The sequence below is a fragment of the Stenotrophomonas sp. TWI700 genome (assembly GCF_039673645.1).
Lineage (GTDB): Bacteria > Pseudomonadota > Gammaproteobacteria > Xanthomonadales > Xanthomonadaceae > Stenotrophomonas > Stenotrophomonas maltophilia_AA.
In genome coordinates this window covers 302250-324841 of the sequence record NZ_JBDJMB010000002.1, presented here as the reverse complement: position 1 = coordinate 324841, position 22592 = coordinate 302250, and the positions used below count along the sequence as shown (strand labels likewise).

The following is a 22592-nucleotide window of genomic DNA, read 5'->3' as shown; positions in this document are numbered from 1 at the left end:
ACGGAACAACTAGTCGTTCACAGGTACGAACAACGCGATGACACCGGCCTCTCCTGGCCGCGTATCGTGGGTATCGCTTTTGTAATCGCACTGCATCTCGCCGCCTTCATGATGCTTCTGATCCCGGCTGTGGCCCCCAAGGCCGTGGCGGAGAAAGAACGCAACATCATGGTGACCCTGGTCGACGCTCCGCCGCCGCCCCCACCGCCGCCGCCGCCGCCGCCGCCGGATGACACCCCGCCGCCGCCGGTCAAGAACCTGTCGCCGCCGAAGCCGTCCCCGGTTCCGCCGCCGCCGCAGGCTCCAGTGGTCGATATCCCGGACCCGCGTCCGACCGACATCGTCACGCCGCCGTCGCCGCCGTCGCCGCCGCAGCCCCCGAGCACCATCGAGGCAAGCGTCGACATCTCGTCGAAGAACATGAACCCCCCGCGTTACCCGCCGGCCGCGTTCCGTGCTGGTATCCAGGGTGAAGTCATCCTGATCATTGACGTCGATGCCAATGGCAACGTCACCAATGTGTCGGTCGAGAAGTCCAGCCGTAACCGTGACCTCGACCGCGCCGCCATGGAAGCAGCTCGCAAGTGGAGCTTCCGTTCCGCGGAATCGGGCGGGAAGAAGGTCGCAGGTCGCGTTCGCGTCCCGGTCAACTTTGCGCTGAACTGATAGTGGCCGGTGGCCCGCCGGCCACCGCCTCTAGCGGTTATTTCTAGCAATACCCTTTATCACCACACACAACAAAGGTAAGCGTCATGCTGCAGGAACTTTTCATCGCCGCTGCTGCCGGGGGCAACTCCAACGCCCTGTCGCAGATGGGCTTCGAGCACCTGATCCACGAGATGACCACCCAGCCGGGTGACTTCGCGGTCTCCTGGGTCGTGCTGCTGACCCTCATCATCATGTCGGCCATGTCCTGGTACTGGACCGTCATCAACATCTTCCGCGCTGCCCGTCTGAAGGCTGCCGCTGACAAGGTCACCAGCCTGTTCTGGGATACCCCGAACGCGCAGGACGCCATTCGCGCCATGGAAGAGCAGCCGGCTTCCGAGCCGTTCTCGAAGATCGCTCTGGATGCTGCCCAGGCAGCTGCCCACCATCAGCGTTCGGAAGGCGGTGCCACGGGTGGCCTGGGTGAGAACCTGAGCCGTTCGGAGTTCGTCGATCGCGCCCTGCGTCAGGCCGTGACCCGCGAAAGCAACAACCTGCAGTCGGGCATGACCCTGCTGGCCACCGTCGGCGCAACCGCTCCGTTCGTGGGTCTGCTGGGTACCGTGTGGGGCATCTACGGCGCGCTGATCAAGATCGGTGCCACCGGTTCCGCCTCGATCGACGCCGTTGCCGGCCCGGTGGGTGAAGCACTGATCATGACCGCCATCGGTCTGTTCGTGGCTATCCCGGCCGTGTTCGCCTTCAACTTCTTCAGCAAGATCAACAGCGCCACGATCAGCAAGTTCGATACGTTCGCTCACGACCTGCACGACTTCTTCGCCACCGGTTCGCGCGTTCGCTAATAGCGACGCGCGTCACCCAGCGAGAACGTAGTCAACACGATCTAGACGGAGCCCGTTATGGCTTTCAGTAGTGGTAACAGCGGCGGCCCCATGGCCGACATCAACGTTACGCCCCTCGTGGACGTGATGCTGGTGCTGCTGATCATCTTCATCATCACGGCGCCCCTGATGTCCCACAAGGTCAAGGTGGATCTGCCTGAGGCCAACCTGGTGCAGAATCCGGAAGACGCTGAAAAGCGGGCGAGCCCGATCACCTTGGCAGTCAAGGAAGACGGCTCGATCTACTGGAACGACGAGGAAATCGACAAGCAGACGCTCGAGTCTCGCTTGGCGACCGCCGCCCAGCAGACCCCGCAGCCGCCCCTCAACCTGCGTGGTGACCGCACCACCAAGATGCGCGTCATCAACGAGATGACGAAGATCGCGCAGGAACAGGGCATGCTCGACGTGGGCTTCGTCGCCACCAAAGAGAAGGGGCAGTAAGCCATGGCATTCAGTACTGGTGGTAGCCGCGGCCCCATGGCCGACATCAACGTCACGCCCCTCGTGGACGTGATGCTGGTGCTCCTGATCATCTTCATCGTCACCGCGCCGATCATGACGTACCCGATCGCCGTTGACCTGCCGCAGCGCGTGCTCAACCCACCGCCGGTGACTGTCGAACCGCCGCCGCCGATCGAGCTGAAGGTGGACGCCAGCAACCAGGTGTCGTGGAACAACAGCCCCGTGGCTGTGGGCGAACTGCAGCAGCGCATGGAGCAGGAAGTCCAGCGTGATCCGACCAACCAGCCGGAACTGCGCATCGATGCCAGCCCCGACTCCGAGTACGACGTGATGGCCAAGGTGTTGGCTGCCGCGAAGAATGCTCAGATGAAGAAGATCGGCTTCGTGCAGCAGTAATACGCAAGACGCAGTCATGACGCGACTGGAAAACGCCCCTGGAAACAGGGGCGTTTTTTTTGTGCCGCCGGCCGTGGATACGCGCCAGCGGCACGCCGCCCGCTATCATCCGGCCATGCTCGCAACCTTCGACGTCTTCGGGGACTGGCTCGATGCCATCCCCCACCTGCGCCCCCTGATGGTGGCGGCCTACATTCTCTATCTGCTGTCGCTGATCGGCTGGATCATGCTGCAGAAGCGCGAACCGGTCGCCACGCTGAGCTGGATCCTCTCGCTGGCCGCCCTGCCCTATCTGGGCCTTTTCATCTACTACCTGTTCGGCCCGCAGAAGGTGAAACGGCAGCGCCTGCGCCGTGGCCGTTCGCGTTCGGGCATGGAGCACTACAGCAGCGTCTGCCCCCCCGATGCCGACTGCACCGAGTTGGCCAAGATCGCCCAGGCCACGACCGGCCTGTCGCCGAGCTCGGCCACCGAAGTGGAGTGGCTGGTCGATGGTGCGGCCACCTACAGCGCGCTGCTCGCCGCGGTGGCCACGGCCAAGGACCATCTGCATCTGGAGTACTACATCTTCAACCCGGACCACGCCGGCACCGCACTGCGCGATGCGCTGACCGAGCGTGCGGCGGCCGGCGTGCGCGTGCGCCTGCTGCTGGATGCGGTCGGCTCATCGTCCCTCCGCAAGCGCTTCCTGCAGCCGCTGCTGGATGCCGGTGCCGAAGTGGTGTGGTTCCATCCGCGCCAGCTGCTGAAGCCGTTCAAACGGCCGTGGTTGAATCTGCGCACGCACCGCAAGCTGGTGATCATCGACGGCCTGCAGGCGTTCACCGGCGGCATCAACATCACCGATGAGGAAGACGAGAGCGTCCGCGCGGATGCGTATCGCGACCTGCACATGCGGCTGCGGGGACACGTGGTGCGCAGCCTGCAGCTGGTCTTCATCGAGGACTGGATCTACGCCACCGGCCAGGAGCCGGCGCGCTTCAACATCGCCCAGCTGTGGCCGGAGACGATGCCCAGCCGCAGCGAGGGCAGCATCAATGCGCAGGTGCTGGTGTCCGGTCCGGATTCATCGTGGGAGACCATCCATCGCCTGCATGTCGCGGCGATCCACGAAGCGAAGGAGCGGGTCTGGCTGGTCACGCCCTACTTCGTTCCCGGCGAGGCCGCGCGCATGGCGCTCACCTCGGCCGCGCTCGGCGGCCTGGACGTGCGCCTGCTGGTGCCCAAGATGAGTGACTCCTGGTTCGTCACCCAGGCCGCGCGCTCCTACTTCGACGAGCTGCTGCAGGCCGGGGTCAAGATCTACGAGTACGGCCCGCGCATGCTGCACACGAAGGCGTTCATCGCCGATGACGACGTGTGCATCGTCGGCAGTGCCAACTTCGACCACCGCAGTTTCCGGCTCAACTTCGAGCTCTCGATGATGATCAGCGACACCGGCCGGGTAGCGGCGCTGGCCGAGATCCTGCTTGCCGAGTACAGCAGCGCTTCGCCGGTGCGCAACGACCGCCAGCGTTCGCTGTGGCGGCATCGCGTTCCCGAGGCGTTCGCGCGGCTGGCCTCGCCGCTGCTGTAGCCGCCGCTCCCCGTGGAACCGCACCGGGCGCCAGCGCTACACTGGCCCGGTCAATCGGGGAGAACGACATGTACTGGCTGTTCCTGCTGTTCGCGCTGGCCTGTTTCGGCATGGCGCTCAAGACCCCCCACATGGGGCTGATGGCGCTGTCGCTGCTGGGCACCCTGGTGTTCCTGCTGGCGTGGGTCCGCGGCCTCTACGTGGCCCGCTTCGGCGATGTGCAGCCCACCCGCGCGGCCATCACCGATCCCAACGAACTCCGTCGGCTGCGGGAGCTCGCCCTCCAGGCGCGCACCCCGACCGCTCAGGGTGAATCCGACCCTTTGTAGTGCCATGACCCAACTCAGCGTCAACGTGAACAAGATCGCCGTCCTGCGCAACTCGCGCGGCGGTGCGGACCCGGACGTGCTGCAGGCCGCCCGTGCCTGCCTGGACGCCGGCGCGCACGGCATCACCGTGCACCCGCGCCCGGACCGTCGCCACATCCACGCCGAGGACGTGCTTGCGCTGTCCGCGTTGACGGCCGAGCGCGGCGTGGAGTTCAACATCGAGGGCAACCCGTTCGCGCCCCCGCGCGAGGGCTACCCGGGGCTGCTGCCGCTGTGCGCGCAGACCCGCCCAGCCCAGGCCACCCTGGTGCCCGATGGCGACGGCCAGCTCACTTCCGACCACGGCGTCGATTTCGGCCGTGATGCGCAGCGCCTGCGCCCGCTGATTGCCGAGTTGAAGTCGTACGGCTGTCGGGTCAGCCTGTTCGTGGACGCTGGCAACCCCGACATCGCCCAGGCCGCGGCCATCGGAGCGGATCGCGTGGAGCTCTACACCGGCCCCTACGCCGAGGCGCATGCCGCCGGCAACGCCACGGCCATGCTGGCGCTGTTCGCGGATGCAGCCCGCCGCGCCCAGGCGGCCGGCCTGGGCGTCAACGCCGGGCACGACCTGTCGCAGGACAACCTGGCGGCGTTCCTGCAGGCGGTGCCCGACGTGCTGGAGGTCTCCATTGGCCACGCCCTGATCAGTGAGGCGCTGTACGCCGGGCTGGATGCGACGGTGAAGGGGTACCTGCGGCTGCTCTGATGCGGCGCGTATCCCCAGGGTGTAAGGCGCCCGGGCTCGGGTAGGAGCCGACCCGTTGGTCGGCTCTGCCGCCTGGTGACATGACACGCCAGGCACCCGCCCAGACCCTGTGGATAATTTTGGGGATCAAATCGGTCCCCACCCCCGGCGACCCTTGCCCGGCGCGGGTTTCACTTCCAATTGCCCCTGTGGTTAGTAATACTACTAACCATGGAAATCTCCTGTCTCCGCCGTTCCGACGCCACGACGTCTCATTCCCTGAGACCTCAGGGCGATAGCCTTTGACCATGGGTATTGCGATCAAAGGCCGAGGCTCCCGCACGCACTTGGCGGGCCGCTTCGAGGTCACCGTCAGCGAAGCGATGGACGACGGCTGGGCGCCGGACGAGAGCGAGGAGTTCGCCGCGCCGCGCCTGCGCACCGAAGTGCGCGCCGAAACCGCGCGCAGCATCATCAGCCGCAACAAGTCGCCGGATGTCGGCTTCAGCCAGTCGGTCAATCCGTACCGCGGTTGCGAACATGGCTGTTCGTACTGTTTCGCCCGACCCTCGCACGCCTATCTCAATCTCTCGCCCGGGCTGGACTTCGAGACCAAGCTGTTCGCCAAGACCAACGCCCCGCAGCTGCTGCGCAAGGAGTTCTCGCGGCCCGGCTACGTGCCGCAGCCGATCGCGCTGGGTATCAATACCGATGCCTACCAGCCGATCGAGCGCAAGCTCAAACTGACCCGCCAGCTGATCGAGGTGATGCTGGAGACCCAGCACCCGTTCTCGCTGATCACCAAGAACGCGCTGGTCGAGCGCGACATCGACCTGCTTGCGCCGCTGGCCGAAAAGCAGCTGGTCAGCGTGCACTTCTCGGTGACCTCGCTGGACCCGCACCTGTCCGCCAGGCTGGAACCGCGCGCCTCGGCCCCGCATGCACGGCTGCGCGCGATGCGTCGCCTGAGCGATGCCGGGATCCCGGTCGGGGTGATGGTCGCGCCGGTGATCCCGTGGATCAACGATGCCGAACTGGAAGCCGTGCTCGAGGCCGCCCACGATGCCGGTGCCTCCACCGCCGGCTACGTGCTGCTGCGCCTGCCGCTGGAAGTGGCACCGTTGTTCCGCGATTGGCTCGACACCCACCATCCGGACCGCGCCACGCACGTGATGAGCACCATTAACCAGCTGCGCGGCGGCAAGGACTACAACAGCCAGTTCGGCACGCGCATGCGCGGTGAAGGCGTGTACGCGGATCTGCTGTCCAACCGCTTCAAGCTGGCCCGCAAGCGCCTGGGCTTCGACGCGCAGAACAGCCACTGGCCGAAACTGGACTGCACCCGCTTCCTGCGGCCGCTGCCGCCGCGGGTGGACTCACCCCAAGGCTCGCTGTTCTGACCAGCACCCCCGATGGACTTTGGGACGCGCCCGCCCAACAATCGGGCCCAGGCACCGCGCCGCGGTGGTCTGACGTCCACATCGGATATCCAGGGGGAACCCCATGTCATCGGCAGCCACCTCGGCCGCGTCCAACGCGGCCAGCATCGCGATCAATGCCGCCATCACTGCAGCGGTGCAGCAGCAGCGCGACGCGTTGATCGCACACTTCACCGGCCATCAGGCACTGTCTCCACAGAGCGCGATCGCGGCGGACAGCATCGACCCTGCACTCCATGCGCCACTGAAGTACTACCGCGACAACGGCGTCATCCGCGACGCCGGCGCTGATCGCCTCTATCTGGACCTGGATGTGTTGGCCGGGCTGAAGGCCAAGGCGAAGCGCACCGGGCGCACTGTGCTGATCACGGTGATGGTGTTGGCGGTAGTGGTGGTTGTCGGCGCTGTGTTGCTGGTGCTGGCGCGCTGATCAATTTCCACCAAACAATTTCTGCGCACTCTGGAAGAGAATCCAGCTCGTCGCAATGAACTTGTCCCCACCCTGCGGCCGGTTGCCCCGATGTGTGTGGGTGAACGCCGTCGGCGCGATCAACAGACTGCCCGTGCGCGGCGCGACCTTGCGGCCCTGGAACAGGAACTCGGTTTCGCCGGCGTCGAAGTCGTCGTTGAGGTAGAGCGTCCACAGCAGATGGCGGTGCAGCGTTTCGCCGGCCGGATCGCGCGGATACAGCTCGCAGTGCCAGTACGGATAGCCGCCCTCGCCCGCTGCATACCATTGCAGATTGATGGCACCCGGGCGCAGGCAGGTGCGGGCCAGATCGGACAACGCGGCGTCGTCCATGTCGGGGAAATCCTCGGCCGCCAACCGGCGCGGCTGGCCCTGGCTGTCCTGGATCTGCAACATCAACGGCGAGATCAGGGCCTGTGGATAACGGCGTAGATAAGTCAGCAAACCCTTGAAAACCGCCTGCTGCAGCACCGCTTCCGCCTGCCGCCACTCGGGGCGCCCGCTGATCCGCAGATCCTTGCTGTGCTTGAGTTCCGGGAACACGCCGCTGCCCACTTCGCCCGGCTGCAACTGCGCACTGGATCGCATCTGGGCCCGCAGGGCCGCGCAGACCTCGTTGGGGACGGCGTTGTGGATTACTTCGATGAAATCGAGCGGCGCGTCGGCAGTCATGGGATCGTCCGTGGGCACGAGTGGCCGATGGTGACCGCTGCCGTGGCCGATGTCACGCCGTTCCCACGTAACAACAGGGCTGACCGATCGGCCAGCCCTGTGTAGGAAATCAACCCGCCGCGCTGTCGTGTTCGCGGTGGTAACGGGTGGCTTCTTCCACCTCGTTGCGCGAGCCGAGGAACACCGGCACGCGCTGGTGCAACTGGTCGGGCTGGATGTCGAGGATGCGCTCGCGGCCGGTGGTGGCGGCGCCGCCGGCCTGCTCGACCAGCAGGCCCATCGGGTTGGCTTCGTACATCAGGCGCAGCTTGCCGGCCTTGGACGGATCCTTCGTGTCCCACGGATAGATGAAGATGCCGCCGCGGGTCAGGATGCGGTGCACGTCGGCCACCATGCTGGCGATCCAGCGCATGTTGAAGTTCTTGCCGCGCGCGCCTTCCTTGCCGGCCAGCAGATCCTGCACATAGCCCTGCATCGGGGTTTCCCAATGCCGCTGGTTGGACATGTTGATCGCGAATTCCTGGGTGTCCGCCGGGATCTGCATGTCCGGCGTGGTCAGCACGAACTCGCCTTTCTCGCGGTCCAGGGTGAACGCATGCGTGCCGTGGCCGACGGTGAGCACCATCTGCGTGCTCGGCCCATAGATGCAGTAGCCGGCCGCGACCTGCGCGGTGCCCGGCTGCAGGAAGCTGGCATCGTTCGGCTGCTCGGTGCCCGGCGGGCAGCGCAGCACCGAGAAGATGGTGCCGACCGAGACGTTGACGTCGATGTTGGAGCTGCCATCGAGGGGGTCGAACAGCAGCAGGAAGTCACCGCGCGGGTAGGTGTCGGGCACTGGCTGGCAGTGATCCATCTCTTCCGAGGCGCAGGCGGCCAGGTGGCCGCCCCAGGCGTTGGCTTCCAGCAGGATCTCGTTGCTGATCACGTCCAGCTTCTTCTGCGCCTCGCCCTGCACGTTGCCGGTACCGGCTTCGCCGAGCACACCACCCAGCGCGCCCTTGCTGACCGCGATGGAGATGCTGGTGCAGGCGCGGGCGACGACAGCGATCAGCTGGCGCAGATCGGCGTTGATGCGGCCGGCATGTTGCTCTTCGATCAGATAGCGGGTCAGCGACGTCTGGGACATGGAATCAGGCGGCCTTCAGAGGAGAAGCGCCTATTGTCGCCCTTCGCCGGAGCCATTACGAGGCGCGGGCGGCGCCACATGGCAGAACGGCCGCGCAGGGCGGCCGTTCTGCTTCACAGGGGCGATATCGCTCAGCCCTTGCTGACGGTCGCCACGGCCTTGGCCACGTACTCCAGGTTGCCCTGGTTAAGTGCGGCCACGCAGATGCGGCCGGTGCCGACGGCGTAGATCGCGAACTCGTCGCGCAGCCGGTCCACCTGGGCGCGGCTCAGGCCCGAGTACGAGAACATGCCGGCCTGGTCGTTGATGAAGGCGTACTCGGGTGCGCCGGCGGCGACCAGGTTCTCCACCAGGCCATGGCGCAGGGCGTGGATGCGCTCACGCATCTCGGTCAGTTCCGCTTCCCACACCTGGCGCAGCTCGACGCTGTTGAGCACGCCGGCCACCAGTGCCGCACCGTGGTTGGACGGGCTGGAGTAGATCGTGCGGATGATGCGCTTGACCTGCGACTGCACGGCCTTGGCCGCGTTCGCGTCCGGGGCGACCACCGACAGTGCGCCAATGCGCTCGCCATACAGCGAGAACGACTTGGAGTACGAGTTGGCGACCACGAAGCTGTCGATGCCGGCCTCGGCGATGATGCGCACGGCGGCGCCGTCTTCGCTGATGCCCTTGTCGAAGCCCTGGTAGGCCATGTCGATGAACGGGAACAGCTGGCGGTCCTTCAGCAGCTCGGCCACCTGCTTCCACTGCGCGACGGTGAGGTCGGCACCGGTCGGGTTGTGGCAGCACGCGTGCAGCAGCACCACGGTGCCCGGCTGCAGCTTGCCGAGGTCGGCCAGCATGCCGTCGAAGTCCACGCCATGGGTGGCGGCATCGAAGTAGGTGTAATCGACCACGTCGAAGCCGGCCGCGCCGAACACCGCGCGATGGTTTTCCCAGCTCGGGTTGCTGATGGCGATGGTGGCGTGCGGCAGCAGCTTGTGCAGCAGGTCCGCGCCGACACGCAGCGCACCGCTGCCGCCGATGGTCTGCGAGGTGGCCACGCGGCCGGCGGCCAGCAGCGGCGAATCCTTGCCGAAGACCAGCTCGCGGGTGGCCTGGTTGTAGGCCGGCAGGCCGTCGATCGGCAGGTAGCCGCGCGGTTTGGCGTCAGTGGCCAGCTGCTGTTCGATCCTGTTCACGGCGCGGAGCAGCGGAATGCGGCCGCTCTCGTCGTAATAGATGCCCACGCCCAGGTTGACCTTGATCGGGCGGCTGTCGGCGTTGTAAGCCTCGGTCAGGCCCAGGATCGGGTCGCCTGGGACCAGTTCCACATTTGCAAAGAAGGACACGGCGGTACTCATTCGGATGACGGAAGGGGGAGGGTGGCGCGACGCGGATCTGGCGGCAGAATCAGCCAAAACCGACCCATCGTAACAAAGCCCCGCCGAGGGCGCCGAGGCTGTCGTCACGTCCGCTTCCGTACCATGGCGTGCGGCACGCCCATTCACCGAGGATCCCGCCCCGCATGCTCCGTCTTACCCCGCTGGCCCGCCACTGTGCGCTGGCCTCGGCCGTGTTGCTGCCATCGCTGGCGCAGGCCCAGAACACCCCCGCCACGCCCGCGCCGGTCGAGCGGCTGCCCACCGTGCAGGTCCAGGCCGCGCGCGTGGCAGAGGTGGCCGATATCGACCTGCCGGCCTCGCTGACCACGGTCTGGGTGGACGAGGACCGTACCGGGCCGCTGGCCCAGCTCTCCGAGGCGCTCAACGGCATTCCCGGGGTGGTTGCACGCGATCGTCAGAACTACGCGCAGGACACCCAGCTCTCGATCCGCGGCTTCGGCGCGCGCTCGACCTTCGGCGTGCGCGGCGTGCGCGTGCTGGTGGACGGTGTACCGGCCACCATGCCCGACGGCCAGGGCCAGCTCTCCCACGCCAGCCTGCTCTCGGCGCAGCGCGTGGAAGTGCTGCGCGGGCCGTTCTCGGCGCTGTACGGCAACTCCTCCGGCGGCGTGGTCCAGGTCTGGAGCGCGGACGGCGCCGAAGGCGACCCATGGCGCCTGCGGGTGGATACCGGCAGCGACAACACCGTGAGCGCCGGCGCCCAGCTACGCGGCGTGCAGGGGCCGATCCGCTACAACGTGGCCGCCAACCACTTCCGCACCGATGGCTGGCGCGATCACAGCCAGGCCCGGCGCGAGTCGGTCAACGCCCGGCTCGGCACGGATGTCGGTGGCGGCCAGCTGGATCTGGTCCTGAACTACTTCGATGCACCCGATGCGCAGGATCCGCTCGGCCTGACCCGCGCCCAGGTGCGCGAGAACCCGCGCCAGGCGACCGCCGTGGCGACCCAGTACAACACCCGCAAATCCGTGCGCCAGGCCCAGGCCGGGCTGGTGTTCACCCGAACGGAAGGCGCGCAGACCTGGCGTGCGATGGGCTATGCCGGTCAGCGCAGCGTGGAGCAGTACCTGGCGATCCCACCGGGGCCGCAGATCAATTCGCCGCTGCATGCCGGCGGGGTGATCGACCTGGACGGGGACTACGGCGGTGTCGACGCGCGCTGGGCCTGGCGCGGCGACTGGGCCGGGCGCCCGCTGGACGTGGTGATCGGCGCCAATGCCGACCGTCAGCAGCAGGATCGCAACGGTTACGAGAACTTCGTGGGCGACCAGGTGGGCATCAAGGGCCGCCTGCGCCGTGACCAGAGCGACCGGGTCGAGAACGTGGACCAGTTCGCGCAGGCGTGGTGGCAGTGGGCGCCGCGCTGGTCGTTGCTGCTCGGGGTGCGCCACAGCACGGTCCGTTTCCGCTCCAACGACCACTACATCACGGCCGGTAATCCGGACGACAGCGGCTCACGGCGTTACGAGGCGACCACGCCGGTGGCCGGGCTAGTGTTCCGCGCCAGCGATGCGTGGCGGCTGTACGCCTCGGCCGGGCGTGGCTTCGAGACCCCCACCTTCAACGAGCTGGGTTATCGCGCCGATGGCCAGGCCGGGCTGGCGCTGGATCTCTCGGCGGCCCGCAGCCGCAACCTGGAAGTCGGCAGCAAATGGCAGGGGCAGGGTGGCGCGCAGGTCGAGGCTGCGCTGTTCCGCGCCGATACCGATGACGAGCTGGCCGTGGCCAGCAACAGCGGCGGCCGCAGCACCTACCGCAACATCGGCCGCACCCGCCGCCAGGGCGCGGAGGCCAGCGTCGTGCAGCCGCTGGGCGCGCAGGCGGATCTGTCGCTGGCCTATACCTGGATCGAGGCCACCGTGCGCGACCCGTATGCGCTGTGCGCGGCCACGGGCTGCAACACGGTGACGGCCGGCTCACGCCTGCCCGGCGTGCCCAGGCAGCAGTGGAACGCGCGGGTGCAGTACCGGCCGGGCCCGTGGCAGTGGGCGGCCGAGGTCGTGGCCTCCAGCGACACCGTGGTCAACGATCTGGCCACCGACAGCGCACCGGGCTACGCGCTGCTGAATCTGGAACTGTCGCGGCGCTGGACCACCGCGCAGGGCACGCTGCGGGCCTTCGCGCGGATCGACAATGCGCTGGACCAGCGTTACATCGGCTCGGTGATCGTCAACGACGGCAACCAGCGCTTCTTCGAACCCGGCCCGGACCGCCGCTACAACGTGGGGCTGCAGTGGCAGTGGGCGCCGTGACCTAACGGGGCGGCTTGGCCGGCACGAACGGCGAGGTCGGGTCGCTGGCCGGGAAGGTCTCTTCCAGCGCCTCGTCCTGGTTGTCGCTGGCGTGTTCCTTGCGCTGGCGGCGCTGGTATTCATCTTCGCGGCGGTGATGACCAGCCGGGCCCTTCTCACCGGCGGCCGAATCCTTGCGGTCGCGCGGGACGGGGTCCGGGGTGACCGCCACCGGCAGGTGATCGGGTGTGTCGTCGGGCACGGACATGCCGGCGCCGCGGTCTTCGGCGTCCTGGTTGTCATGTTTGGCGCGCTGCTCGCCGGGGACCGGGGCGGTGGCGTCGCGCAGGGGATCGCGTGGCATGGGAGTTCTCCAGTAACGGTGCGCTCCACTACAGCGCGCGGCGGGTGAAGTCGCCGCGAATCCCGTCGCAGCAACGAATCTGTCACGGCTGGATAACGGGGGCGGGTCTATTCCTGCCTGCCCCACCGCTGTCGGAGTCGTGTCATGCCCCGCCTGGACCGCCGTGCCGCACCCGCGTTGTTCAACGCCTACCTGCAGCCGGAACGGAGCGGGCGCCGTGCGCGCCGCGACCGCGCCGAGGACGCGCAGGCGATCGCACAGGACTACCTGCAGTACATGCGCAGCGACTACGAGCAGCGCCGCAGCCACGGCCGCCGCAGCTGGCGCGACCTCTACCCGGCCTATGCCTTCGCGCTGACCACGCATTACGCCGACTGGCCGCGCGGCGCCGACGACACCGATGGCGAGCTGGCCGAGCACTGGGAGCAGATGCGCGGCCAATCCCGGCTGGGCTGGCCGCAGGCGCGGGCGGTGGTCGAGGATGCCTGGCTGGCGCTGGACCACATGCCGGCGGCGGCGGTGCACGGCCTGCTGCAGTAGCAGTGCCGTGCAGCCGGCCTGCACAGGCCGGACACGGGCGTTTCACGTGCCGCGCGGTACAGCTGCCCTCCCTGTAGTGTTGGAGTGGCGCCACCATGGCCCGACCGATCTGGACCGGCACGCTGTCATTCGGGCTGCTCAATGTCCCGGTGTCGCTGATGTCCGGTGAACGCAACGTCGATCTGCACTTCCGGATGCTCGATTCGCGCGACCGCAAACCGATCCGCTTCGAGCGCGTCAACGCCGACACCGGCGAGGAAGTGCCGTGGAAGGACATCGTCAAAGCCTACGAGTACGACAAGGGCAGCTACGTCGTGCTGGAAGAAGACGATATCCGCTCGGCCGCGCCGGAAAGCCATGAGGCGGTCGAGGTGGAGACCTTCGTCGATGCCGGCACGATCGATCCGCGCTACTACGAGAAGCCCTACCTGCTGGTGCCCGCCAAGAAAGCCGAGAAAGGCTACGTGCTGCTGCGTGAGACGCTGCGCAGTACCGGCAAGGTCGGCATCGCGCGGGTGGTGGTGCGTACGCGCGAGTATCTGTGCGCGGTGATGCCGCATGGCGATGCGCTGGTGCTGATGATCCTGCGCTATCCGCAGGAACTGGTGGACCCGGAAGACTACAAGCTGCCCAGTGGCAGCCTGTCCGAGTACCGCATCAACAGCAAGGAAACCGCCATGGCCGAGCAGCTGATCGAGTCGATGTCCGGCGAATGGAAGCCGGACGAGTACCACGATGAGTTCCGCGAGCGCCTGCACACATTGCTGAAGAAGCGGATCAAGGCCAAGGGCGGCACCACCAAGGTGGAGGAAGAGCCGGTTCCGCGCGAGGATGATGCGACCAACGTGGTCGACTTCATGTCGCTGCTGCAGAAGAGCCTGGATGCCAAGAAGCGCACGCCGGCCGCCAGGAAGACACAGGCGAAGAAGGCCACGGCCAAGGTCGCCAAACCCACTGCCGCGAAGAAGGCGACCAAGACAGCGGGCAAGGCAGCCAAAAAGACCACCAAGCGCGCGCCCGCGCGCAAAGCCGGGTAAGCGCGCATGTCCCTGCAGGAGTACCGCCGCAAACGCCGCTTCGACGGCACTCCCGAGCCGGACGCCGAGCGTCGCGGTGCACCGGCGCGGCGACCGATCTTCGTCGTGCAGCTGCACCATGCCAGCTCGCGCCACTACGACTTCCGGCTGGAAGCCGACGGCGTGCTCAAGAGCTGGGCGGTGCCGAAGGGCCCCTCGCTGCGTGTCGGCGAGAAGCGGCTCGCGGTGGAGGTGGAGGACCATCCCCTGTCCTATGCCACGTTTGCCGGTGATATCCCCAGCGGTCATTACGGTGCGGGGCACGTGGATGTCTACGACCACGGTACCTGGGCCTGCGATGGCGATCCGCTGGAGGCGATCGCGGCTGGCAAGGTGGACTTCGTGCTGCACGGCGAGCGGCTGAAAGGCGGCTGGAAGCTGGTGCGCACCGCGATGAAGGGCAAGCAGCACCAGTGGCTGCTGATCAAACGCGATGACGATGAGGCGAGGGATATGGAGGCCGATGATCTGCTGGAGGCGCCGCCGACAGCGGCCAAGCGCGCGGGCACCAAGAAGGTCGCCGCGGCCAACACGAAGAAGGCGGCCCCGGCAAAGAAGACCGCACCCGCCAAGCCCGTGAGGAACGGCGCCGCACGCAAGGCAGACGCGCGCTGGTCCAAACGCGCGCTCGCGCTTGAAGGCGCACGCGAGAGGCCCTACCCGCACGACTTCAAGCCGCAGCTGACCGATCACCGTGCCAGCGCGCCGGACGGCGAGCAGTGGCTGCACGAGATCAAATGGGACGGCTACCGCCTGCTGGCCGATGTGCGCGAGGGCGAGGTGTCGCTGCGCTCGCGCGGTGGCCTCAACTGGACGGAGGAGTTCCCGGAAGTGGTGCAGGCGATCGAGCGGCTGCCGGTGCGCGATCTGCGCCTGGACGGTGAGCTGGTGGTGCTGGATGCGCAGGGCCGCAGTGATTTCACCGCGTTGCAGAAGGTCATCGACGGCACCGCGAAACAGCCGCTGCGCTACGTGGTGTTCGACATGCCCGGCATCGCCGGGGTGGATGTCAGCCGCGTGCCCCTGCTGGAGCGCAAGGCGCTGCTCAAGGACCTGCTGGGCAGCAAGCCGGACACCCTGGCCTACAGCGACCATGTGCGCGACCACGGCCCGGCGGTGTTCGCCGCCAGTGGCGAGGCCGGCTTCGAAGGCATCATCAGCAAGCGGATCGACGCGCCCTACGTCAACGCGCGCTCGCGCGACTGGATCAAGATCAAGCACGAGAACACCGATGAGTTCCTCATTGTCGGCTACACCGAGCCCAAGGGATCGCGCAGTGGCTTCGGCTCGCTGCTGATGGCCACGCCGGACAAGGGCGGGCTGCGCTATGTCGGCCGCGTCGGCACGGGTTTCGATGATGCGGCGCTGCGCGCGCTGACGAAGCAACTGACGCCGCTGGCCGTGAAGGACGCGGTGGTCGAACTGCCCTCGCACGTGCCGTTCACCGCGCGCAGCGTGCACTGGGTGAAGCCGGTGCTGGTCGCGGAAGTCGCCTTCCGCGGCTGGGCGAAGGAAGGCCTGCTGCGCCAGGCCAGCTTCAAGCGCCTGCGCGAAGACAAACAGCCGAAGGATCTGGGCACGGCAGCCAACGTCACTACCGCCACTGCGTCCGCCTCCGCCCCGGCGGCGAAAACCAGCGGCCGGAAGAAGGCCGCGGCTGCGCAGGAAGAGAGCAGCGTGACGATCAGCCACCCCGAACGCGTGGTGTTCGCCAAGGCGAAGATCAGCAAGGGCGAGGTGGCCGACTACTACCGCCGCATGGCGCGCTGGATCCTGCCCGAGGTCGCGCACCGTCCGCTGTCGGTGCTGCGTTGCCCGGACGGCGTGGACAAGCCCTGCTTCTTCCAGAAGCACCATGGCACCGGGCTGGGCGGCGCGGTCAAGGCGATCCCGCTGGAACAGAAAAGCGGGCGCGAGGACTACCTCTACATCGAGGATGTGGAGGGGCTGCTGCAGCTGGTGCAGATGAACACCCTGGAGCTGCATCCCTGGGGCGCCACCGTCGATGACCCCGAACACCCGGACCGGCTGGTGTTCGACCTGGATCCGGGTGAAGGCGTGAACTGGACCCGGATCAAGGCCGCCGCACGCGACGTGCGCGCGCGCCTGCAGGAAGCCGGATTGGAGAGCTTCGTCCGGCTCTCCGGCGGCAAGGGCGTGCACGTGGTGGTGCCCTTGCAGCCCAAGGCCGACTGGGCGCAGGCCAAGGACTTCTGCGAGGCGTTCGCGCAGGCCATGGCCACCCAGGCACCGGACCGCTACGTGGCGACGATGAGCAAGGCCAAGCGCGACGGAGTGATCTTCATCGATTGGCTGCGCAATGCGCGCGGCGCCACCAGTGTGAGCTCGTGGTCGCTGCGGGCGCGGCCGGGTGCCGGCGTGGCGGTCCCCCTGCGCTGGGAAGAGCTGGGCCGCATCGCGGCGCCGGACGCCTTCCCGATGGCGAAGGCGCTGCAGCGCGCGGAGCGGTTGAAGCAGGATCCGTGGGAAGGCATCGAGCAGGTGAAGCAGGTCCTGCCGGGCAGTTGATCAGGCGCGCCCTGGCCGGAACCGTGTGCCCAGCCACAGGCCCACGAATGCCTGCACCGGCAGCGACACCAGCAGGATCACCACGAACCAGAACGGGAAATCGCTGCCGAAATCCCACGCGGTGTAGATCGATGCGGCCGCGATCACCGCCCACACCACGCCGCCGTGGCTACGCGGCCAGGTCGGTGCGTAGCGGCTGGCGAAGGCGATCGCGGCGATGCCGCTGAGGATCGTCCAGGCCAGGTCCCAGGCCAGCTGCGGCTCGCCGCCCGGCGGAATGCGCAGCAACGGCACCAGCCAGGAACCGACGCTGTTGACCAGCACCATCACCGCGAACGCGAACACGACGGCGAGCACGGACAGCAGCGGGTTCTTCAGGGCGGACCACACAGGCATGGCGGCGACATCACGGCGGGAGAGCCACCATTATGGACGGGTTGCCGCGGCGTGATTCAGACCCGGCCGGCCGCCTTGAGCTGGGCGAACTCGTCATCACTGAACAGCCGCGAGCGGACCAGGAAGCGCACGCCCTCGCCGTTCTCCAGCGAGAACATGCCGCCGCGGCCGGGCACCACGTCGATGATCAGCTGGGTGTGCTTCCAGTACTCGAACTGCGAGGGGCTGATGTAGAACGGTGCCCCGCCGATCTCGCCCATGCGCACGTCCCGGTCGCCGACGATGAAATCGCCCTGGGCGAAACACATCGGCGAGGAGCCGTCGCAGCAGCCACCGGACTGGTGGAACAGCAGGTCGCCGTGGCGGGCCTGCAGTGTCTCGATCAGCTGCAGGGCCGCAAGCGTGGCCATTACCTGGCGCGGAAGGTCGGTCATGATCGGGGCACCCTGGGTGCCGGCGAGTGGCCGGCAGGACGGAAGAACCAGCGCTGCCGTCCTGCTGCCACCGGGAGAGGGGAAGCGGCGCAGGACGGCAACGCGGCGCCGTTTACGCGCTCATGTCCAGCACCACGCGGCCTTCGATCTTGCCGGCCTTCATGCGCGCGAAGATGTCGTTGATGTTCTCCAGCGAATCGCTGGTGACCGTCGCGGCGACCTTGCCCTGCTCGGCGAACTCCAGCGATTCCTGCAGGTCCAGGCGGGTGCCGACGATCGAGCCGCGCACGGTGATGCCGTTGAGCACCATGCCGAAGATGTCCAGCGGGAAGTTGCCCGGCGGCAGGCCGTTCAACGAGACCGTGCCGCCGCGGCGGACCATGCCCAGTGCCTGCTCGAAGGCCTTCGGCGAGACGGCGGTGACCAGTGCGCCATGCGCCCCGCCGATCTCCTTCTTCAGGAACGCGGCCGGATCGGTGTTGCGCGCGTTGACGGTGATCGTCGCACCCAGCCGCTCGGCCAGGGCGAGCTTGCCGTCGTCGATATCCACCGCGGCCACGTTCAGGCCCATCGCCTTGGCGTACTGCACGGCCATGTGGCCCAGCCCGCCGATGCCGGAAATCACCACCCACTGGCCCGGCTTCGTATCGGTGACCTTCAAGCCCTTGTAGACAGTGACGCCGGCGCACAGGATCGGCGCGACCTCGATGAAGCCCACGCTCTTGGGCAGCAGCCCGACATACGCCGCGTTGGCCAGGGCGTACTCGGCGAAACCACCGTTCACCGAGTAGCCGGTGTTCTGCTGCGCCTCGCAAAGGGTCTCCCAGCCGCCCAGGCAGTGCTCGCAATAGCCACAGGCCGAGTACAGCCACGGGATGCCGACGCGGTCGCCTTCGCGGATGTGGCTGACACCCGCACCCACCGCAACCACGTGGCCGACGCCCTCGTGGCCGGGAATGAACGGCGGGTTGGGCTTGACCGGCCAGTCCCCGTCAACCGCATGCAGGTCGGTGTGGCACACGCCACAGGCTTCGATCTTCACCAGGATGTCGCCGGGCCCCGGACGCGGCACCTCGACTTCCTCGATGCGCAACGGCTTTCCGAATTCGCGGACGACAGCGGCCTTCATGGTCTTGTTCATGCGTGCATCTCCGTGGAATACCAATGACGACACAGTGGCGCCAGCCTCATGACGGCACCATGATCTGGATCAAGCCCGGCGTTCAGAAAAAGCCCAGCTTCTTCGGCGAGTAGCTCACCAGCAGGTTCTTGGTCTGCTGGTAGTGGTCGAGCATCATCTTGTGGTTTTCTCGGCCGATGCCCGACTGCTTGTAGCCACCGAATGCGGCATGGGCCGGATAGGCGTGGTAGCAGTTGGTCCACACGCGCCCGGCCTGGATGCCACGGCCCATGCGGTACAGGCGCGAGGCGTCCCGGCTCCACACACCGGCACCGAGGCCGTACAGCGTGTCGTTGGCGAGCTCCAGGGCTTCTTCCTCGGTCTTGAACGTGGTCACCGAGACCACCGGCCCGAAGATCTCTTCCTGGAACACGCGCATCCTGTTGTGGCCCTTGAACACGGTCGGCTTCACGTAGAAACCGCCGGCCAGGTCGCCCTCAAGCATGGCCTGCTCACCGCCGATCAGCACCTCGGCGCCTTCCTGCCGGCCGATGTCGAAGTAGGAGAGGATCTTTTCCAGCTGCTCGGAGGAGGCCTGCGCACCGACCATGGTGGTGGGATCGAGCGGATTGCCCTGCTTGATCGCGGCCACGCGCTTGAGCGCACGTTCCATGAATTCTTCGTAGATCGATTCCTGGATCAGCGCGCGCGAGGGGCAGGTACACACCTCGCCCTGGTTGAAGGCAAACAGCACGAAACCTTCCACGGCCTTGTCGAGAAAATCATCGTCCTCGGCCATCACGTCGGCGAAGAAGATGTTCGGCGATTTGCCGCCGAGTTCCAGCGTCACCGGAATCAGGTTCTGGCTGGCGTACTGCATGATCAGGCGGCCGGTGGTGGTCTCGCCGGTGAAGGCGATCTTGGCGATGCGCGGGTTGGACGCCAGCGGCTTGCCGGCCTCCACGCCGAAGCCGTTGACCACGTTGAGCACGCCCTTGGGCAGCAGGTCGCCGATCACTTCCATCAGCACCAGGATCGAGGCCGGTGTCTGCTCGGCCGGCTTGAGCACCACGCAGTTGCCGGCGGCCAGCGCGGGCGCCAGTTTCCAGGCCGCCATCAGCATCGGGAAGTTCCACGGGATGATCTGCCCGACCACCCCGAGCGGCTCGTGGAAGTGGTAGGCGATGGTGTCCTTGTCGATCTCCGACAGGCTGCCTTCCTGCGCGCGTACCGCGCCGGCGAAGTAGCGGAAGTGATCGGCCATCAGCGGCACGTCGGCGTTGAGCGTTTCGCGGATCGGCTTGCCGTTGTCCCAGGTTTCGGCATGGGCGAGCAGCTCGAGGTTCTCCTCGATGCGGTCGGCGATCTTGTTGAGGATGTTGGCGCGCTCGGTGGTCGAGGTCTGGCCCCAGGCGGTCTTGGCCGCGTGGGCAGCGTCCAGCGCCGCTTCGATGTCCTCGGCGTTGGAGCGGGCGACCTCGGTGAACACCTTGCCGGTCAACGGGGTGGTGTTCTCGAAGTACTGGCCGCTGCGCGGCGCTACCCATTCCCCGCCGATGTAGTTGCCGTAGCGCGGCTTGAAGATGGACTGCGGGTCGGTGGCGTGCGGCTTGGCGGACGTGACGGCATTCATGGGTGCATCTCCGGATGGCGGTGGACAGGCCCGGTATGGGTCTGGTCCATGCCGCAAGGACGATGCCAGGTTCGGAGTGGTGCAGTGCGGCATGGCCTGGCCCGGCGCACGGATTGGACACGGGTCCGGAAACTGATGCGGTGCACCACGGCAGGTCATTGCGCGGTAACGCCGGGTGTGGTGTTTATCGGAACAGGCCCCGCTACAACTGTCGCAGATTGCGACACGGAGAATCCAGGTGTCCCAGCGTCCGCTCCAGCACCGTGTCGGCACTGCACGACGCTCGTTCTTCGAGCGTGGCGCGGCGCCGGTCGGCATCGTGCCCGACACCATCCTGCAGTCCTGGCAGCGCTGCCAGCGCGGCGGGCTGTCGGTGGATGCGCAGCCGGAGGTCGAGCCGCTGCCGGACGCACGCCTGCGCGAGCTGCGGCAGCGCCAGGAAACGCTGTGGCGGCTGGCGCGGCCGGAGCTGGACGGGCTGGCGGCCGACATCGCGGCGACCGGCAGCATCGCGCTGCTGACCGACGAGGCCGGCTGGATCCTGGATGCCGAGGGCAACCCGGGATTTCTCGACAAGGCCGGGCGCGTGGCGCTGATGCCGGGGGTGCGCTGGGATGAAACCACGGTGGGTACCAATGCGATCGGCACCGCCATCGTCGAAGGCCGCTCGGTGGAGGTCCGGGGCGGCGAGCACTACTTCGCCCCGCACGCGATCCTGACCTGTTCGGCGACGCCGATCTTCGATCCCTACGGGCAGCGCGTCGGCGTGCTCGACATCTCCGGCGACGCGCGCCAGCAGCACCTGCATGCACGCGTGCTGGCGCGGCAGGCGGTGGCGCATATCGAGCACCGCTACTTCGACGCGGGGCTGGGCGATTGCGAGGTCGTGCGCCTGCATCATGACGCCGGCCTGCTCGGCACCGCGCGCGAAGGCGTGCTGGGCTTCCGCAATGGCCGCCTGGTGGCCGCCAACCGCGCCGGGCTGGCCCTGTTCGGTCTGGACCACGGCGACATCGGCAGGGCGCCTTACGAGGCGCTGTTCGATGGTCCGCTGTCGCGGCTGCACGATGACGGCGCGCTGGTCGATCGCCAGGGGCGCGCGCTGTATGGGCACCTGGGACCAGCGGGCGGCACCCGCGTGCGTTCGGCCCTGCCCGCCCGCCCGACACCGGCTGCCCCTGCACGTGCCGCCGCCGCCGCGCGTGCCGATGCCACGCCCCTGTTCGACGCGGCCCAGCAGCAGGTGCTCGAACGTGCCTGCCGCGTGCTGGACGCACAGCTGCCCGTGCTGCTGCAGGGTGAGACCGGCACCGGCAAGGAGGTCTTCGCGCGTGAGCTGCACCGGCGCAGTGCACGCGCCGACAAGCCGTTCGTCGCGGTGAACTGCGCGGCGCTGCCCGAAGGCCTGATCGAAGCCGAACTGTTCGGTTACGAGGAAGGCGCCTTCACCGGGGCACGCAAGAGCGGCAACACCGGCCTGCTGCGCCAGGCCCAGGGCGGCGTGCTGTTCCTGGATGAAATCGGCGACATGCCGCTGCCGCTGCAGCCGCGCCTGCTGCGGGTGTTGCAGGAGCGCACGCTGTCACCGCTGGGCGGCGGCAAACCGGTACAGCTGGATTTCGCGCTGATCTGCGCCACCCACCGCGATCTCGACCAGGCCATGGCCGCCGGCGAATTCCGCAGCGACCTGTACTACCGCATCGCCGACCACAGTGTGCGCCTGCCTGCCGTGCGCGAGCACGCCGACCGTGCGGCACTGGTGCGTGGTCTGTGGGACAGGCTCGGCCAGGGCCGGCAACTTGAGGCCGCCGCGCTCGACGCGCTGGCGGGTTACACGTGGCCGGGCAATGTGCGGCAGCTGTGTTCCTGCCTGCGCACCCTAGTGGCGCTGAGTGATCCAGGTGAGCAGATCCGGCACGGCATGCTGCCCGCCTATCTGCAGACCGTGCGCGCGCCGGTGCTGCCGTCCACGGCCGAGGGCCTGGAGGCGATGACGGAAACCGCGATGCGCGACGCGCTGCGGGCGAGCAATGGGAATGTCGCCCAGGCGGCCCGCGCGCTGGGCATCAGCCGCAGCACCCTGTATCGCCGCGTCGGCGCGACCGCCCGCCGCCACTGAGGCGGCAGGCGAT

22 protein-coding genes are annotated in these 22592 nt (G+C 67.5%); 14 read left to right on the top strand and 8 right to left on the bottom strand.

Going from position 1 to position 22592, the window contains the following annotated elements:
• The first annotated feature begins 108 nt into the window (after positions 1–108).
• The 9 genes from ABE473_RS03255 to ABE473_RS03215 all read left to right on the top strand — a co-directional run bounded on the left by ABE473_RS03255 (position 109) and on the right by ABE473_RS03215 (position 6912).
• The gene (locus tag ABE473_RS03255; RefSeq protein ID WP_026069914.1) at positions 109–666 is read left to right on the top strand and encodes an energy transducer TonB; all 558 of its coding nucleotides are present in this window, start codon (positions 109–111) and stop codon (positions 664–666) included.
• Positions 667–752: 86 nt separating this feature from the next.
• Positions 753–1511, top strand: a complete 759-nt coding sequence (exbB, locus tag ABE473_RS03250) for a TonB-system energizer ExbB (RefSeq protein ID WP_346488478.1) — start codon at positions 753–755, stop codon at positions 1509–1511.
• 57 nt (positions 1512–1568) lie between these two features.
• Entirely contained in the window at positions 1569–1994 is a 426-nt protein-coding gene (locus ABE473_RS03245) for a biopolymer transporter ExbD (RefSeq protein WP_176990753.1), read from the top strand.
• A gap of 3 nt (positions 1995–1997) precedes the next feature.
• Complete coding sequence (locus ABE473_RS03240; protein ID WP_176990754.1) at positions 1998–2411, top strand: biopolymer transporter ExbD; 414 nt, start codon at positions 1998–2000, stop codon at positions 2409–2411.
• A 115-nt stretch (positions 2412–2526) separates the two neighbouring features.
• Positions 2527–3987, top strand: coding sequence for a cardiolipin synthase (gene cls, locus ABE473_RS03235; protein ID WP_346488477.1), 1461 nt, complete (start codon positions 2527–2529; stop codon positions 3985–3987).
• Between the two features lie 68 nt (positions 3988–4055).
• Positions 4056–4316, top strand: a complete 261-nt coding sequence (locus ABE473_RS03230) for a hypothetical protein (protein WP_346488476.1) — start codon at positions 4056–4058, stop codon at positions 4314–4316.
• 4 nt (positions 4317–4320) lie between these two features.
• Positions 4321–5064: a pyridoxine 5'-phosphate synthase gene (locus ABE473_RS03225; protein WP_346488475.1), complete on the top strand. Its 744-nt coding sequence runs from the start codon at positions 4321–4323 to the stop codon at positions 5062–5064.
• A 287-nt stretch (positions 5065–5351) separates the two neighbouring features.
• Complete coding sequence (locus ABE473_RS03220; protein ID WP_346488474.1) at positions 5352–6443, top strand: PA0069 family radical SAM protein; 1092 nt, start codon at positions 5352–5354, stop codon at positions 6441–6443.
• Between the two features lie 103 nt (positions 6444–6546).
• Positions 6547–6912, top strand: coding sequence for a hypothetical protein (locus tag ABE473_RS03215; RefSeq protein ID WP_346488473.1), 366 nt, complete (start codon positions 6547–6549; stop codon positions 6910–6912).
• Here the strand turns inward: ABE473_RS03215 and ABE473_RS03210 are convergent, their stop codons facing one another.
• From ABE473_RS03210 to ABE473_RS03200, 3 genes are all read right to left on the bottom strand, one after another.
• Positions 6913–7623, bottom strand: a complete 711-nt coding sequence (locus tag ABE473_RS03210) for a 2OG-Fe(II) oxygenase (RefSeq protein ID WP_346478975.1) — start codon at positions 7621–7623, stop codon at positions 6913–6915. It abuts the gene before it with no gap.
• A 109-nt stretch (positions 7624–7732) separates the two neighbouring features.
• Positions 7733–8749 (bottom strand): class 1 fructose-bisphosphatase, encoded by a 1017-nt coding sequence (locus ABE473_RS03205; protein WP_046272251.1) that lies wholly within the window; start codon positions 8747–8749, stop codon positions 7733–7735.
• Between the two features lie 131 nt (positions 8750–8880).
• Positions 8881–10083: an amino acid aminotransferase gene (locus ABE473_RS03200; protein ID WP_346488472.1), complete on the bottom strand. Its 1203-nt coding sequence runs from the start codon at positions 10081–10083 to the stop codon at positions 8881–8883.
• A gap of 176 nt (positions 10084–10259) precedes the next feature.
• On the opposite strand from ABE473_RS03200, the gene ABE473_RS03195 reads away from it, so the two are divergent.
• The gene (locus ABE473_RS03195; protein ID WP_346488471.1) at positions 10260–12389 is read left to right on the top strand and encodes a TonB-dependent receptor; all 2130 of its coding nucleotides are present in this window, start codon (positions 10260–10262) and stop codon (positions 12387–12389) included.
• Position 12390: 1 nt separating this feature from the next.
• Here ABE473_RS03195 and ABE473_RS03190 read toward each other — a convergent pair whose 3' ends face one another.
• Positions 12391–12732 carry a hypothetical protein gene (locus tag ABE473_RS03190; RefSeq protein ID WP_179460643.1) on the bottom strand — a complete coding sequence of 114 codons (342 nt, stop codon included), beginning with the start codon at positions 12730–12732 and terminating at the stop codon, positions 12391–12393.
• A gap of 144 nt (positions 12733–12876) precedes the next feature.
• On the opposite strand from ABE473_RS03190, the gene ABE473_RS03185 reads away from it, so the two are divergent.
• The 3 genes from ABE473_RS03185 (at position 12877) to ligD (ending at position 16877) form a co-directional block, all read left to right on the top strand.
• Complete coding sequence (locus ABE473_RS03185) at positions 12877–13272, top strand: hypothetical protein (RefSeq protein ID WP_176990764.1); 396 nt, start codon at positions 12877–12879, stop codon at positions 13270–13272.
• Positions 13273–13367: 95 nt separating this feature from the next.
• Entirely contained in the window at positions 13368–14309 is a 942-nt protein-coding gene (locus ABE473_RS03180) for a Ku protein (RefSeq protein ID WP_346488470.1), read from the top strand.
• Between the two features lie 6 nt (positions 14310–14315).
• A complete protein-coding gene (gene ligD / locus ABE473_RS03175) occupies positions 14316–16877 on the top strand; it encodes a DNA ligase D (protein ID WP_346488469.1) in 2562 nt (853 codons plus the stop codon).
• On the opposite strand, the gene ABE473_RS03170 is transcribed toward ligD, so the two are convergent.
• From ABE473_RS03170 to adh, 4 genes are all read right to left on the bottom strand, one after another.
• Complete coding sequence (locus ABE473_RS03170; RefSeq protein WP_346488468.1) at positions 16878–17273, bottom strand: hypothetical protein; 396 nt, start codon at positions 17271–17273, stop codon at positions 16878–16880.
• Positions 17274–17329: 56 nt separating this feature from the next.
• A complete protein-coding gene (locus tag ABE473_RS03165) occupies positions 17330–17707 on the bottom strand; it encodes a DUF779 domain-containing protein (protein WP_346488467.1) in 378 nt (125 codons plus the stop codon).
• Between the two features lie 112 nt (positions 17708–17819).
• Entirely contained in the window at positions 17820–18848 is a 1029-nt protein-coding gene (gene adhP / locus ABE473_RS03160; protein WP_346488466.1) for an alcohol dehydrogenase AdhP, read from the bottom strand.
• Between the two features lie 82 nt (positions 18849–18930).
• Complete coding sequence (gene adh / locus ABE473_RS03155) at positions 18931–20460, bottom strand: aldehyde dehydrogenase (RefSeq protein ID WP_346488465.1); 1530 nt, start codon at positions 20458–20460, stop codon at positions 18931–18933.
• A gap of 238 nt (positions 20461–20698) precedes the next feature.
• On the opposite strand from adh, the gene ABE473_RS03150 reads away from it, so the two are divergent.
• On the top strand, positions 20699–22579 hold the full coding sequence (locus tag ABE473_RS03150) for a sigma-54-dependent Fis family transcriptional regulator (protein ID WP_346488464.1): 1881 nt from the start codon (positions 20699–20701) through the stop codon (positions 22577–22579).
• Positions 22580–22592: the final 13 nt, after the last annotated feature.